Genomic DNA, 13438 nt, shown 5'->3' on the forward strand with positions numbered 1-13438 from the left:
GGGACGTGAGTTCAACTTGCGGGCCTTATCCTTCTCCTTCGAGACGCTGGCTGCTTGGGATAAGGAAAACAGACTGGCGCTTAGGCGACCTTCTTCTTGGCGGCGGGCAGCTCGGTGAGAACGCCCATAATGTCGCTTTCCTTCATGATCAGTACTTCCTGATCATCGAGCTCGATCTCCGTACCTGACCACTTGCCGAACAGGACGCGGTCGCCAACCTTGAGATCGATGGGCAGCTTGCCGGATTCGTCGCGGCCGCCTGGGCCAACCGCCGTGATCTCGCCCTGCGAAGGTTTTTCCTTGGCGCTGTCCGGAATGATGATGCCGCCAGTGGTCTTCTCTTCGGCTTCGATACGCTTGACCGCAACGCGGTCGTGAAGCGGACGGAATTTCATGCTGCCCTCCTGTTTTCTTGTTGTTGTTGCTTTGGACGAAATGGCAGTCGTGGCCAGCGAGTGCTAATCAGCACATAAGCCGCCGCAAGGGGACGTACAAGACCGTCCCGAAACGATATTCGCTCAGAGCATCACGAAATAGCTGCCAAGACCGCGGCGGCTAAGGATCCGGTGAAGGCCAGCTGTGTGGTGCGAAAGTCGTTGGACGCCGCGTCATCAAATTTGAGAAAGCTTCCCATCGCGCAGGGGCATTGCGTTGTTCTCGACGTGCGCCAGAATACGCCGGACGTCGGTCGCTTCTTGTGCAGCCATTCAGCGGTGCTTGTCGAGATCGAGTGGCTCGTCACTCGCGAGGCGCTTCGGCATCAATGCGCTGAGCGTCAGCCAAATCGACCGGGTTGATGGAAATCCTCTCCACCGTTGAAGTGCGCGGCGGCGCCGCCGGCACCGTGATCATAGTGGCAACCCGGCGAAACGCCTCGAACGACAATCCTTCGATCATCTCCTCATCGGTGATGACCTCGTAGGCACCCGGAGGCAGGAGGCGGTCGATGCCCTTGATCCGGAAGGGATGCTTGAAGGTGACCGTTTCGCGTCGGGAGCGCATGGTCATGATCGGCTATCCTTCAGAAACGGCTTTGCATCGGCGCGATAGTGAAGCAATCCGTTTACAGTGCTTTCTGTGCCGAGATTAGCTATCTCTTTATCATGAGATGGCTGCGAAGTCACCAAACACAAGGCAATACACATCGCGGATTTGTATAGATGCCGGCGGACGAAATGCTTGCTGATGCCAAGTGAAAAAATGCGAGTTGGCGATCGGCAAGCATCGCGACTCGGAGAGAAGAAATGCTATCTCGCAAATCTACCAGCCGAGATAGACTTGCAGCGGTTGGCTACAACCGTCATGGCGCGATGGGACGGTTCTGGCACGGTCTTCATCGTCACGCTCTTATGACGATGGTTGCTTACGCCTTCTTGCAGCACTTCCGCATTGCCAAGACGGGGCGCAAAAATGAAACGACGGCCACCACCTCAGCCCAACCTGCCAGCCGCGCGTCCCGCCATCGTCGCTCTCATTCTTCAGCCATCAGATCCGCGATACGGGTACTGCAGAACACAGGTCAGCGAAGAGCAAGGCGTGAACAAATCTGCCAAAGTCGTGTTAGCGCCCACCCGAAGCACCTTTATGATCGTGCAGGAAACGGGCGATCCGCGTCTTCAACACGGTGGCGTCGTGCGATTTGCCCGAGGCCGCGTGCTCGAAGAGCCTGCGCTGGACGTCAGTAGGCAGATCATTCCATTCGCTGACAAGGGCGGCACCCAGACATTCCAGGACTCTGCGCTCCACATCGCGCAAATCGCTGGCTTCATAGGGTAAAGGCCACGCCAACTCCTGCGCTCCGCCTTCCTCGTCCCAACGGTCGAGAGCGGTTGCCATTTCTTCTCCCGACGTTGGCCTTCGACCTTTCTTTTTGACCATTCTATATAGTCGCATATATCGGCATTAAGCGCCATTCGCTCGATCGCGGGGCGATCCGAAGCGCCAATCCTTCCAGTACCGAGAATGCCGCGGCCGCGGAACTCGGTAGTTCGCCCATCGGTTATTGCAGCGGTTTGTTCGCGCGGCGTACAGACTCAAGGTTCACCATGGATGTGATCGTTACACCGGCAGAGGGAGGCACGGTTTGGCAGCTGACGGACCTGCTCGGCCGCTCGATGGGGCGCATCACGGCTAGCGCTCCACGTCAGTTCATGATCCATCCGGAGGGCCACGCATCGGAAACTATGGCCGGCATACAGCAAGGGCCGCACGCCTCGCTCGACGCCGCACTGGCTGAGATCGAGAGGCACACCCGGGGCGTCTGCCGTCGAAATCCTGGCGAAGATCAGCTTTAGACAGCGCCCAACAATCCAGATCGTCGGCAGAGTATCCTATATTTACTGCGGGAAGATCTATATGTTTTACAGGTAACGCCCGCCTAGATTGCCTGATGACGGGACCGTCAGTTCCGGTAGAAGGAATTGTGGATTTTCGCGCGAGGACCGAGCGAATGTGGGCTCCGGCGGATGTCACCGCCGATCATTGCGTTGCCGTGTTCGCCGAGATCTTTTGGCGGCTCGGCTCGACGCAACCCTGACAGTGCGGAGGGAACCCGCTTGAGCCGCTTGGTCATCGTCTCCAACCGTGTCGCCTTGCCGGCAGAAGCTGCGCAGCGCAGCGGCGGGCTCGTGACCGGCCTCGTCGACGCTCTGCATCAGGCTGGAGGCTTATGGTTCGGGTGGAGTGGCAAGCTTGGAGAAACAACACCAGAGCCGAACGTTTTTGAGACCGAGGGAGTGACGTACGCTACCGTCGATCTTACCCGCGCGGACCATGACGGCTACTACAGCGGCTTCTCCAACGCGGCACTGTGGCCCTTATTCCACTATCGCCTTGACCTCATGAACTTTACCCGCCGGGACTTGGCCGCCTATCGACGGGTGAACGCCGTGCTCGCCGACGCCCTCGCGCCCCTGCTCAGCCCGAGTGACCTCGTCTGGGTGCATGACTACCATCTGATCCCGATGGCCGAGGAACTTCGCCGCGCCGGCGCCACACAGCGGATCGGGTTTTTCTTGCATACGCCGTTTCCGTCTTTGGGGGTGCTGGCGACCCTTCCTCACTACGGCGACCTGCTGAAATCACTGTGCGCTTACGATCTCGTCGGCTTCCAGACGGTGGAGGATTTGACCGCCTTCCATGACGCCATCCTTCGCCGTGCAGGAGGCACGATTTCGTCCGATGGCCACGTTCACGCTTTCGATCGGGTTCTGCGCGCCGGCGCCTTCCCGATTGGTATCGATACTGAAGCGATCGCCGAAATGGCTAGTCGCGCTGTGAAATCCCGAACGGCACGCCGGCTGCAGGAGAGTCTCCGGGGGCGCAAGCTCATCATTGGGGTGGACCGGCTGGATTACAGTAAGGGTCTCGAGCACCGGTTCAAAGCGTTCGCCGCCTTTCTCGAGGGCTATCCCACATACCGCAACCACGTCCGCTTGCTGCAGATCGCCACCGCAACGCGCAGCGACGTTCCTGAATACCGTGCGCTGCGGCAGAGGCTCGGTGCGCTGGCGGGCGACGTGGCCGGACGCTTCGCGGAACTCGACTGGGCGCCAATCCAGTATTTGAACAGGAGCTTTTCCCAGCGCTCGCTCGCTGGCTTCTTTCGGCTCAGTCGCGTCGCTCTTGTCACTCCGTTGCGCGACGGAATGAACCTGGTTGCCAAGGAGTATGTCGCTGCACAGAACCCCGATGACCCCGGCGTGCTCATTCTCTCGCCCTTCGCGGGCGCGGCCTATGAACTCGACGCTGCCGTGATCGCCAACCCCTATGACCCCGACGCCGTCGCCGAAGCATTGCGGACAGCGCTGGGGATGCCACTTGAGGAGCGATGCGAGCGTTGGGGGGCCATGATGGCGGTGCTGCGCCGCAATAGCATTATGGCATGGCGCGAGAGTTTCCTCGGGGCACTCAGCAGCTAACTGGGGATGTCGTTCGGAGGGTAGCATCACTGCAGCAGGTCGTGATCCGCTCGTCAACCAAGTCGCCCCAGTCCGCCGATAAAATGGTACTTGGAAATCCTCTCCCTGGCGTAAATGATCCTCGAGTGACGGGACCACTTGCATCCGCCTGATCGCCGCGCTGACCAGATAGACCACAGGCAAGTCGCCCGCCGCCTTCTCCGCCTCCGCGTCAACGTAGTAAACTTATTCTGCTGGCTCAGCGCGAGGCACCCCAATCAGCCCCTTCTCATCTCAAAACGCCCTGTACCCGATTGTCATGGCCCTCCTAACTGACTGTGGATTTAACGAATGACCAACGAGCAAAGCCACAAAGTGCACCTAAGTCCCGAAGACCAGGAGCGGTTGCGAGAACTTCGGGCGCAAAAGCCAGCCCGCAACTTACCCAAGCTCGCACTGACGCCGGGCGCGATGCTTGCCGACCGGGTTGCTGAAACAGTTGGTTCTTGGCGCTTCATCATTATCCAAAGCGTGCTACTCGGCATTTGGATCATTCTGAACATGATCGCATTCATCAACCATTGGGACCCTTATCCCTTCATCTTGCTGAACTTGGTTCTTTCTTTCCAAGCAGCCTACGCGGCGCCCATCATCATGATGAGCCAGAACCGTCAATCCGAGATTGACCGCAGGCACGCAGAACACGACTATCGAATAAATGTGAAGGCTGAACTCGAGATCGAATTGCTGCACAACAAGATTGACGCCTTGCGTGAGCAAGAAATCTTGCAGCTACTCAACATCATTCAGCGTTTGTCCGCGCACCTTGCGCCCGAGCTTGTCGCGGCTATCGAGGCCGAAGCGGTGCCGGGTAAGACCTAGGCGGTGACGACCTTGTCTATTATGGACCAGAAGGGAAGCGGGAAGCACTGATGTTTATCGGGCACGAGATTTTCATTCGCGCTCTATCGTCGAGGTTGTCAGTTAGAGGGCACTTGTAGCGCTGACACCTTCGAGGCGACGCCAAGTTCGACCGGATCCGCTAGTCAAGGCACAGGCTGCTCGCGATGTTCCTGAAGTAGTTCGTCAAGTCGTTTTTCGCACCACGTGAACACCTTCGCCTCGACCAAGGCAACGGCCTCAGTGCGGGGGCATCTGAGGCCGCTAAGCCTTCCGCCGGGCATTGGGGCAAAATGTCGACCGGTCAGTGGGCTTGGTTCTCGAAGATAAGATCTCCGATTGCGGAGGACCAAGAAGTCCCAAGATCAATCGTTCCAGCCGTTTGAGAATATTGCCTGTCCTAACTTGGGCAATATTCGAAAGACTCAGGACGTGCCCCTCCGCCCCGGGGCTCACCGCCGGCACTGACTTGCCATTTGGTGGAAGCGATGACTTCGGTGCGTCGCCGTTTTTGGGTAGCGCTCGGACAAGCAATCCGCTCGAGCATGCCAGCACGCTACGCCGATTCTGCACCTGATGAATAACTCCCGCTAATGGGATGGTCCGGCCGTGCTCCGGCCCTGCCAGCACGAGAAGCTGGCAAGGGGCGCTCAAGACAAGGAGCACGCCATGTCTCAGAAACTCAACGCGGCGATCGCCGTGATCGGCATCGACATCGGCAAAAACTCGTTCCACATCGTGGGTCAGGATCACCGCGGTGCCATCGTGCTGCGGCAGAAGTGGTCGCGCGGCCAGGTGGAAACGCGGCTCGCCAACCTGCCGCCGTGCTTGATCGGTATGGAGGCCTGCGTAGGCGCCCATCATCTCAGCCGCAAACTCCAAGTACTTGGCCACGACGCCCGCCTGATGCCAGCGAAATACGTGCGCCCGTATTCGAAGGGACAGAAGAATGACTTCCGAGATGCGGAAGCCATCGCCGAGGCTGTCCAACGCCCGACCATGAAGTTCGTCGCGACCAAGACCGCCGATCAGCTCGACCTTCAGGCACTGCACCGCGTCCGCCATCGATTGGTCGGTCAGCGTACCGGCGCGATCAATCAGATCCGTGCGTTCCTGCTGGAACGGGGCATCGCCGTGCGGCAAGGCCCGCATTCCCTGCGGTTCGAGTTGCCAGGTATCTTGGCAACACGCACTGATGTGCTCTCGCCTCGCATGTTGCCCATCATCGAGGGTCTGGCGGAAGACTGGCGCCGGCTGGATGAGCGTATCGAGGGTCTATCTGGCGAGATCGAAACACTAGCCCGTCAAGATAGGGCCTGCCAGCGACTGATGACGGTGCCTGGCATTGGCCCAATCATCTCGAGCGCAATGGTGGCTGCGATCGGCACCGGAGACGTGTTCTCGAAAGGCCGCGACTTCGGCGCCTGGCTTGGACTTGTTCCGAAGCAGATATCGACCGGCGACCGCACGATCCTCGGCAGTATATCAAGGCGCGGTAATCGCTACCTGCGCGCGCTGTTCGTGCAAGCCGCGTGGGTTGTTCTGGTAAAGGTCAAGTGCTGGGAGCGCTATGGCCTCAACTCTTGGATCGAAGCCGCCAAGAAGCGATTGCACCACAACGTGCTGGCGATTGCGCTCGCCAACAAGCTCGCCCGGATCGCCTGGGCGGTCCTCAACAAGGGACGCGCCTTCGCGTGCGTCAAGATGGAGGAGACGGTGTCCCGACCTGCTTGATCCTCGCGCCGTGCGCGGGGCCGTCAAGGCGCAGCCTGGCAGCAGGAGAGCAAGACGTCAGGACAGCACGACGGCCGGCTTTGACGGCCCCTTGCGCGCGGCGCGTCTGCGCGCGCAGGCCGGGACGAAGGAACGGCCGCCAGGCACGAACGAAGGAACAGCGCGAAGTGAGGAGCTATCGATGACGTAACAACCCTTACCCGCCGAGGTCTGCGAGAGGATGAGACGACGATGGAGAATCGGTCTTCCCGGCACATGTGAACCCTGGTGACCCAAATGGCCCGGTCGAGGCCTGTCCGCTAACCAGATCACATGCGCGCTGATATCCATGATGGCCCGGAGCACTGCGCTCCAAACAGAGGCCGGATACATTGATGCAAGACCGCATCTACCGGATCGTCGAAATCTTCTTGCACCCCACGGCCGGACCATACATTGGGTCACCTCGTTGCGGAAGATGAAACCAATTGACCTTCCCGCGACCAAAACGGCTATCCATTGATCCGGGGGTCGTCAATATTGACCAGCAACTGTAAGAGTTTCAGGTCATATTTCGCCAAAATGGGGGTTGGCGGATCGATGCAGTCACTCGACGATAAGCTTTTTTACCTCCAATCCATTTCAAAGGATCTCAATACACAGCTGCTCACTTTGATCGCTTTGCGAGAGAGCACCAACGAGGCCCACAGAAAGATCGCCTATCGGCAGAACTTACCCATGTCGGTCGACACTCGCTCCTCCAACTACTAAATAGGCCGAAGTCGCTCTTGCGCAGTGAGCCGAAGCGCGAATCAGGTTGAGCTGGACTCGCCACCGGTTGGACCTCGCTGGTCCCAGAGAATGACGGACCAGGCTCTTTCGTGAAGATAGTAGAGGATCATTTTCGTGATCGCTTCAGCGCCGGCGATCGAGCCTGCAACCTTTACGCTGCCCGTGAAGATGAAACTCAGCACGAAGGTGTCGATACTACCGGTAATCCTCCAACTGACGGCCTTGACGATAGAGCGAAAATGGGAATCTCGTACCCGAATGAACATCGGTTCCTCCCGCTCCCGGCGTCGGCATAAGATCTCGAGACCTACGGGCAACGAACTGTATCAAAAAAGCAAAAGGCCGGGCGTCGCCATCCGCATTCTCGGGCGCCATGTGTCCGCCGGCGGCCGGAGCTTCGGCTCGGCGACGATGGCCATCCTGCTGATCAAGAGAGCTGCCACCGAGGAGGCATTCCGGGTCGCATTGGGCACTTTTGTCGGGGTCGATATCGATCTTGTTCTCCGAATTGTTGTTGAATGTACTGTGAGTCGAAACCGTATTGTACTGATCCTCCAGGATCTTGCCGCCACGACCGAGCTGTGGTTTCGCGGCTCTGCTTATCGCCAAGCGCAGGTCATTCTTCTACGATTGTGGTACTGAGCGCACATGACTCCAGTCGCGGCACTCTCGTGGTCCAGGTCTCAGGCCAGTCTATGAAATGCTGGCGGCAACGCCTCCCGAACGAGTTCACTTAGATCCAAAGCCTCGCCGCTTTCCGTAATGTCAGAGAATAGAACCTCGACAAAGGGATGCTGGCGGTTGAATGCGGCGCCTCGCTGGTATTTCGCGCTCACAATCCGCTGAAGTGCGGCAAGGTTCAGCCTGCCAAGCGCATTGTATTGATCGCGGAACAGACTTTGTCGTCCTCCACGATGCTCGACAGACTCCGCCCAAACGTCCATCACCTTTCGGCCCATGAACGCCTCGACCCGTTCATTTCCATCCAGAGCAAAAAGCCGTAGCCCGTCCATGGTGTGTGGTCCGTCATCAACTCGAAACTGTGTAAATGACATGGGAGTCCTCCTGTTATTGACGTCTATTTTCATCGGCAGCCACGTCGCGGACTGCGCCTCCCTCGTTGTCCCACCGTGACAGAGCCAGAGCGACCGTTCTCGCATCGCTAGGCGTGCCTTCTGTTAAAGGCAGTTTGCCGCGACCGGCATCATCCTTGTGCTTATGCAGAAATCGGGCGATTTGCCCGCGGAGCGCCGCCGTCTCCAACAACTTGCCGACCGACCCGGCGGTGTCGAAGATCTCTCGCCGCAGCGTCGTCGGCAGGGCGTTCCATTGCATGATGATGGCCGCGCCGAGACAACGCAAAACGAGCTCTTCTTCGGCCGCAAGGGCTGCGCCGCTCGATCCGTCCTGCTCCGCAACGTGCACTGCATTGTCATAGTCGTCCGCCAGACCCTGCTCGTTATCCGCGAGCGAGGCAAGTCGGTCCTGCAGTTGTTGAAATTTACGGATCTCAGCCGGACCGATCGAACGCTTAATCAGTTCGCCGTACTCGACTGCCTTTGCACGATATTGCTGAGATTTAAACATGCCGGGCCCCTTTCGTTGAAAGTCTCGGCCCATTCCGACCAACTTCGATGGTTGATCAGACATACATAGATATGGGGACCAAAGGTTCGAATAACGAGCCCAGGGCACAAATAAACTGGCACGAAAAGACCGCGCTAGTTGGCAATGGTTGGCGTCTAACACTCGTGTCTCTCAAAGAGGCTTGCCGCTACAGCTGATTACAATCATCCCGTCAAATTCTCATGAGTGAGCAATATTGACCAGCGGGCCGCGCTCCGAGTCGATACTGCTGTGATCACCCCCCGACCGTTGGCACCCATCGGTGACAGAGAGTTGGATAGTGCGCCCGCCTGTCCCACAGGGGGCAAGTTTGCCCGATCACAAGCAAAGACCCTATCACCTCGCGCGGCGGCGCAGCCTCGTTGTCCCAAATGGCAGTCGCGTACAGAGGTGCGAAACATTGCGGTGGCCCATGCTGGGTTCGAGCACTGGACCCTGCGTTGCATCAGGTGCGCCCATATTCATGAGGCGCAGATAGTCGCCGACCCGATGAAGTCCGGTGCTGTCGATTGGGAACACAGCCACTTGCGAAGGCCGCAGTAAGGATCATGACATGACAGGGCTGCCGCGCAACGATCTCGGTAGTCACGATTGGGCTACCCGGGCATCTGAGGCTCTGGCACGGGCAGAGAAGTTGCCGGCTGGATCGATGCGATCCGAAGCCATCAGAAAAGCCGAACAACTTGGCTTTGCCGCTGACATGAGGAAATGGCTGATACCGAAAAAGCCCAACGCACACCGAAAGTGACCGGCTGACCGCGATCCAAGACATAGGACGCGTCCTCAACTCGGAATGGCAAACTGCCTTCCCACGCCGATCTCGGGGTTGGGTAGACGTGCACAGGTGGACGGTTGATGGCAAAGACTTATTCCTCGTCCCGCGTTTCACTCCTCGCCCAGCCAGCAACCGCAATGTCAAAACTGCAACGCAAGGATGCATTTGGAGCGTGTTGAGCTGGGCCATCCGGCTTCGATATCCGCACACTTGAGTGCGCCAAGTGCGATCATGCTCACATGGTCACGGTCACAACTGATCTGGTGAGTGACAGCCGCAGCCTGCACGCGAGAGCGATTGACGCGCTTGAGGAAGCGCAGGCGATGTCGCCCGGCGCACAGCGAACCGAGGGGCTCAAAAAGGCGGGCCTTCTCCGTAGAACTGCGGGCAATCAGGCGGTAATGTCTGCGAAACGGGGCAAGCCCCGCAAAGTGATCAGTTGGCTAAAGTAGCAGCTCGCCGCTCGGTTCGAAAGGCTTGGCGCTTGGCAGCCAACCGAAATCGAGCAAATTCGCTGAGTCAAAGGAGGCTCCCGTGGCGAAGCCAACCAAGGACATGTTTGACCCCAAAACGTTTCTCGCCAAAGTGGGCGCGGGGAAAACGATTCTCAAACTTCCCAAGAATCAACATGTGTTCCAGCAAGGCGACGTCGCGGACACCGTTTTTTACATTCAAAGAGGCAAAGTCAAGCCAACGGTCGTGTCTGAGCAGGGCAAGGAAGCGGTCGTCGCAATTCTGGAGCCCGGCCAGTTCTTTGGCGAAGGATGCATGAATGGTCACCCGTTACGCATCGCTACGACAACAGCGATGGAAGATTGCGTCATCACGTCGATCACCAAGGAAGCCATGATGTCGGCTATTCGTGACGAGCCGAAATTTTCAGAGCTATTCATGTCATACCTCCTGACCCGGAACAGTCGGATTGAGGAGGACCTGATCGACCAGCTATTCAATTCGAGTGAGCGGCGGCTTGCTCGGCTGCTGTTGCTGCTCGCGAATTTCGGCAAGGAAGGGAGCCCGCAGCCGATCAGCGTGAATATCAGTCAGGAAACATTGGCTGAAATGATCGGGACCACGCGATCCCGGGTCAGCTATTTCATGAACAAGTTTCGCAGGCTGGGCCTCATCAGCTATAATGGGCACATTGAGGTCCACAATTCGCTGTTGAGTGCGGTCTTGCATGAGAAGCCCCTGCTGAGAGAGCGCGACTAGAAGCACCGTTCCAAGGAACGGCCCCAGCGCGGGGGGACGAGCTGAGGCCGTCATTTCATCGGATGCTTGGGGGCACATGCATCCGGTCACCCGTCACCAAGTTGCGCCGACGACATTGGTTCCGGCAGAAGGTCAAGCCGCTTTTGGTCGGTTGAGCCTTTTCCGAAGTCCCGGACCAGTTCTCGTGAAAGGGATTTAGCATTCAGCCTCATGCAACGCCGTCAGGGGATCATTTCCGCCTGGCGGCGTTTGTGCATCACAGAGCGAGGGGCGCAATCACTTCGCGCTCAAAATCGCATCATGAGACGGGCTATTTCTTGGAACGATACGAAGCAGCGAACCTTACCTTCTCAGAGCTGAAACGGTCCCATGAGTTAATCCAATGAACATCGTCCCCGTTGATCGCGCGCTAAGCATATACGGCGTCCTTGCGGACCGCTCCGAGACGAAGGGCGCCCGTGAATGTCTTTCCAAGCATCTGATGAAATTGTACATCGGCGGCGAAAAAGACCAGCACCGCTTGACGGTGCACGGACTATCGTACCTTCGCGACCTGGACCGGGCGATCGATTCCAGCAACTGAACAGGCAACCTGTCGGCCTGCACTAGCCCTTCTGCGCTTGACGCTGCGTCCGCAGGGAATTGCGCCGCATCATTCTTGCGTTCGCGGTGCGGACTGCATCCGCCCTTGCTTGTTGTTCTTTCGGAAGTGGCGTCCTGTGTTGCTCGCCGACCGTTGGCGCCATAGCCAGCTGGGTTGGCGCTGTCGAGCTATGCTCGACAGACTGCACGCTCATTGCGCCCGTGGATGGTGATTTGCGTTTAGGCATCAGGGACAACTCGTTGCTACCGAGTTCGTTCAATAGCTCTCCGACGGGACCTTGCTGGCGGAAACCTCAAGGTCACCGGTCCTCTCCACTCTTGCGATGTAGCAACCAGCTGCCGCAAAGTGAATATGCATAGTCGACATTCGACGGCGCGAGCCACCACTCTTCTACGACTGGTTCGGTCTGAAGACCGTCGACTAACCGGTTATCGGCCATCATTTCCTTCGAATGACTTCACGGCAAGCGTACGTGTGCGCAGTTGTTCGGGAATTTCGTCACTTTATCGTAGGTCTGATCGCCTTCGCGCACACGTAAACCGCATCCAATACGGCGAATCGACTGGACGGCGGATGGTTCTCCGATCGCGTCATCCCGGTCATCAATGTAGGGCGCGCTCCGAGGCAGCCACCGTTCTCAAAAACCGTCAGCCCAAAGTCGTCACCCACATTTCGGTTGCTACGGGTCATGCGAACCAGCGGTAATGCCGCTATTCCCCTTCGAGGAAGTGCCCCAAGGCCTTGAGCGGGCGCAACCTGTCACAGATGATCTTCAGAATAGCCAGCATCGGGACGGCCAGGATCGCGCCAAGCACGCCCCACATCCAAAACCAGAACACCAGCGACAGGATGATCAATACCGGATTCAGCGTGAAGCGCCGCGCCAGCAGCATGGGCGTCACTGTTTCACCTTCGACGAGATGAATGCCAAAGTAGAGGACCGGCGGCAGCAAAGCCCACCATAAGCTTTCGAAGCTCAGCATTCCGACCAGTACGAAGATGCATACCCCGACAAGCGGTCCCAAAATTGGAATGTAGTTGAGCAGGAAGGCTGTGGTGCCCCACAACAAGGGGTCTCCCAGGCCGCAAAGATACATCGCGGCCGCCGTCGTGACACCGACGGCGGCATTCATGGCCGTGATTGTCACCAGATAGCCCGATATGTCCTCCTGGACCTGCTGAGCGATATCGACGGCTTGTCGCTTGTTGTTGAATGTCGGCAGGATCTCAACGGTGCGTCGAAGGAATATATTGCCCGCTACCAAGAGAAAATAGAGCACCAAGACAGTCGTAAACAGGCCGTCGAGTACGGAGCGCGTGCCAGCGAAAAGTACGCCCGTTATGCCCAGATCGCGGCGAACCGAAACAATCGAACCCCGGCCAGGCGGCGCGTCTGCAGCCTGCTCGGCCTGTTGGATTACCTTTTGCAACGCCTGGATCGGCGCGCTTATAACCCGCAGGTGTGCCTCCAGGCGGGGGATGCCCTCGGGTAGCCGCTCGGCCCAGGTCGTGGCCGGTACCGACAACGCTGCCACCGTACCGACAAGCGCTCCAATCACCAGGAAGACGGTGAAGAGCGCTCCGACAGCGCGGGGTAGATGCAAACGCCCCAAGAGGCGAACGGCGGGTTGAAGCAGGAGATTGAGCACGAGGGCGACCACGACAGGAAGGATGATCGAGCTTGCCACATAGAGTGCCGCCAGGACGCCCAACGCGAACAAACCACCGAGAAAGAACGTCTGCGGATCGGATGGCAGCGGCATCTCCGCCTCGTCGGCGGCCTCCGTCGCAGCGGCATGTGACTCCGGCCGATCAACATCCAGCGGGAAGGAAGGACACTGTGTTGGCGGTATGGCGGCAACCATGGCTTTCCCTCTGAATGGGAGCGTATGATCGCTTCCGGTGTCAATCATAATC

At 58.3% G+C, this 13438-nt stretch carries 14 protein-coding genes and 1 pseudogene; 8 read left to right on the top strand and 7 right to left on the bottom strand.

What is annotated here, in order from left to right; translation table 11 throughout:
- Positions 1 to 80: 80 nt before the first annotated feature.
- Together AAFG16_RS12865 and AAFG16_RS12870 are read right to left on the bottom strand one after the other, a co-directional pair.
- Positions 81 to 395: a co-chaperone GroES gene (locus AAFG16_RS12865; protein WP_092216776.1), complete on the bottom strand. Its 315-nt coding sequence runs from the start codon at positions 393 to 395 to the stop codon at positions 81 to 83.
- Positions 396 to 738: 343 nt separating this feature from the next.
- Positions 739 to 1008, bottom strand: coding sequence for a hypothetical protein (locus AAFG16_RS12870; RefSeq protein WP_092216775.1), 270 nt, complete (start codon positions 1006 to 1008; stop codon positions 739 to 741).
- Between the two features lie 198 nt (positions 1009 to 1206).
- Here AAFG16_RS12870 and AAFG16_RS12875 point away from each other — a divergent pair.
- Positions 1207 to 1532, top strand: a pseudogene (locus AAFG16_RS12875) (IS701 family transposase); the annotation flags it as partial.
- A gap of 28 nt (positions 1533 to 1560) precedes the next feature.
- Here the strand turns inward: AAFG16_RS12875 and AAFG16_RS12880 are convergent.
- Complete coding sequence (locus AAFG16_RS12880; RefSeq protein ID WP_018648614.1) at positions 1561 to 1836, bottom strand: hypothetical protein; 276 nt, start codon at positions 1834 to 1836, stop codon at positions 1561 to 1563.
- Positions 1837 to 2045: 209 nt separating this feature from the next.
- On the opposite strand from AAFG16_RS12880, the gene AAFG16_RS12885 reads away from it, so the two are divergent.
- The 4 genes from AAFG16_RS12885 to AAFG16_RS12900 all read left to right on the top strand — a co-directional run bounded on the left by AAFG16_RS12885 (position 2046) and on the right by AAFG16_RS12900 (position 6533).
- A complete protein-coding gene (locus tag AAFG16_RS12885) occupies positions 2046 to 2294 on the top strand; it encodes a hypothetical protein (RefSeq protein ID WP_018273528.1) in 249 nt (82 codons plus the stop codon).
- 261 nt (positions 2295 to 2555) lie between these two features.
- Positions 2556 to 3920: a trehalose-6-phosphate synthase gene (locus AAFG16_RS12890; protein ID WP_026312942.1), complete on the top strand. Its 1365-nt coding sequence runs from the start codon at positions 2556 to 2558 to the stop codon at positions 3918 to 3920.
- A gap of 330 nt (positions 3921 to 4250) precedes the next feature.
- The gene (locus tag AAFG16_RS12895) at positions 4251 to 4781 is read left to right on the top strand and encodes a DUF1003 domain-containing protein (RefSeq protein WP_018648616.1); all 531 of its coding nucleotides are present in this window, start codon (positions 4251 to 4253) and stop codon (positions 4779 to 4781) included.
- Between the two features lie 687 nt (positions 4782 to 5468).
- On the top strand, positions 5469 to 6533 hold the full coding sequence (locus AAFG16_RS12900) for an IS110 family transposase (RefSeq protein ID WP_342739369.1): 1065 nt from the start codon (positions 5469 to 5471) through the stop codon (positions 6531 to 6533).
- 791 nt (positions 6534 to 7324) lie between these two features.
- Here AAFG16_RS12900 and AAFG16_RS12905 read toward each other — a convergent pair.
- Complete coding sequence (locus AAFG16_RS12905; protein ID WP_244436661.1) at positions 7325 to 7486, bottom strand: DUF2061 domain-containing protein; 162 nt, start codon at positions 7484 to 7486, stop codon at positions 7325 to 7327.
- Here AAFG16_RS12905 and AAFG16_RS12910 point away from each other — a divergent pair.
- Entirely contained in the window at positions 7419 to 7946 is a 528-nt protein-coding gene (locus AAFG16_RS12910) for a hypothetical protein (RefSeq protein WP_225005886.1), read from the top strand. The genes AAFG16_RS12905 and AAFG16_RS12910 overlap by 68 nt on opposite strands.
- 41 nt (positions 7947 to 7987) lie before the next feature.
- Here the strand turns inward: AAFG16_RS12910 and AAFG16_RS12915 are convergent, their stop codons facing one another.
- A complete protein-coding gene (locus tag AAFG16_RS12915; RefSeq protein ID WP_018643682.1) occupies positions 7988 to 8359 on the bottom strand; it encodes a hypothetical protein in 372 nt (123 codons plus the stop codon).
- A 13-nt stretch (positions 8360 to 8372) separates the two neighbouring features.
- Positions 8373 to 8891 (bottom strand): hypothetical protein, encoded by a 519-nt coding sequence (locus AAFG16_RS12920; RefSeq protein ID WP_244553930.1) that lies wholly within the window; start codon positions 8889 to 8891, stop codon positions 8373 to 8375.
- Between the two features lie 1348 nt (positions 8892 to 10239).
- On the opposite strand from AAFG16_RS12920, the gene AAFG16_RS12925 reads away from it, so the two are divergent.
- Both AAFG16_RS12925 and AAFG16_RS12930 read left to right on the top strand, forming a co-directional pair.
- The gene (locus AAFG16_RS12925) at positions 10240 to 10917 is read left to right on the top strand and encodes a Crp/Fnr family transcriptional regulator (protein WP_342739370.1); all 678 of its coding nucleotides are present in this window, start codon (positions 10240 to 10242) and stop codon (positions 10915 to 10917) included.
- Between the two features lie 382 nt (positions 10918 to 11299).
- Positions 11300 to 11500 (top strand): hypothetical protein, encoded by a 201-nt coding sequence (locus AAFG16_RS12930; RefSeq protein ID WP_018643678.1) that lies wholly within the window; start codon positions 11300 to 11302, stop codon positions 11498 to 11500.
- 731 nt (positions 11501 to 12231) lie between these two features.
- Here the strand turns inward: AAFG16_RS12930 and AAFG16_RS12935 are convergent.
- On the bottom strand, positions 12232 to 13386 hold the full coding sequence (locus tag AAFG16_RS12935; RefSeq protein ID WP_092218774.1) for an AI-2E family transporter: 1155 nt from the start codon (positions 13384 to 13386) through the stop codon (positions 12232 to 12234).
- Between the last annotated feature and the right edge of the window lie 52 nt (positions 13387 to 13438).

The organism is Bradyrhizobium sp. B117, from assembly GCF_038969555.1.
Lineage (GTDB): Bacteria > Pseudomonadota > Alphaproteobacteria > Rhizobiales > Xanthobacteraceae > Bradyrhizobium.

Excerpts from the sequence above, each read along its gene's own strand:
- AAFG16_RS12920 (WP_244553930.1), bottom strand. The coding sequence starts at position 8,891 with ATGTTTAAATCTCAGCAATATCGTGCAAAGGCAGTCGAGTACGGCGAA.
- AAFG16_RS12900 (WP_342739369.1), top strand. The coding sequence starts at position 5,469 with ATGTCTCAGAAACTCAACGCGGCGATCGCCGTGATCGGCATCGACATC.
- AAFG16_RS12885 (WP_018273528.1), top strand. The coding sequence starts at position 2,046 with ATGGATGTGATCGTTACACCGGCAGAGGGAGGCACGGTTTGGCAGCTG.
- AAFG16_RS12935 (WP_092218774.1), bottom strand. The coding sequence starts at position 13,386 with ATGGTTGCCGCCATACCGCCAACACAGTGTCCTTCCTTCCCGCTGGAT.
- AAFG16_RS12915 (WP_018643682.1), bottom strand. The coding sequence starts at position 8,359 with ATGTCATTTACACAGTTTCGAGTTGATGACGGACCACACACCATGGAC.
- AAFG16_RS12870 (WP_092216775.1), bottom strand. The coding sequence starts at position 1,008 with ATGACCATGCGCTCCCGACGCGAAACGGTCACCTTCAAGCATCCCTTC.
- AAFG16_RS12865 (WP_092216776.1), bottom strand. The coding sequence starts at position 395 with ATGAAATTCCGTCCGCTTCACGACCGCGTTGCGGTCAAGCGTATCGAA.
- AAFG16_RS12930 (WP_018643678.1), top strand. The coding sequence starts at position 11,300 with ATGAACATCGTCCCCGTTGATCGCGCGCTAAGCATATACGGCGTCCTT.
- AAFG16_RS12880 (WP_018648614.1), bottom strand. The coding sequence starts at position 1,836 with ATGGCAACCGCTCTCGACCGTTGGGACGAGGAAGGCGGAGCGCAGGAG.
- AAFG16_RS12895 (WP_018648616.1), top strand. The coding sequence starts at position 4,251 with ATGACCAACGAGCAAAGCCACAAAGTGCACCTAAGTCCCGAAGACCAG.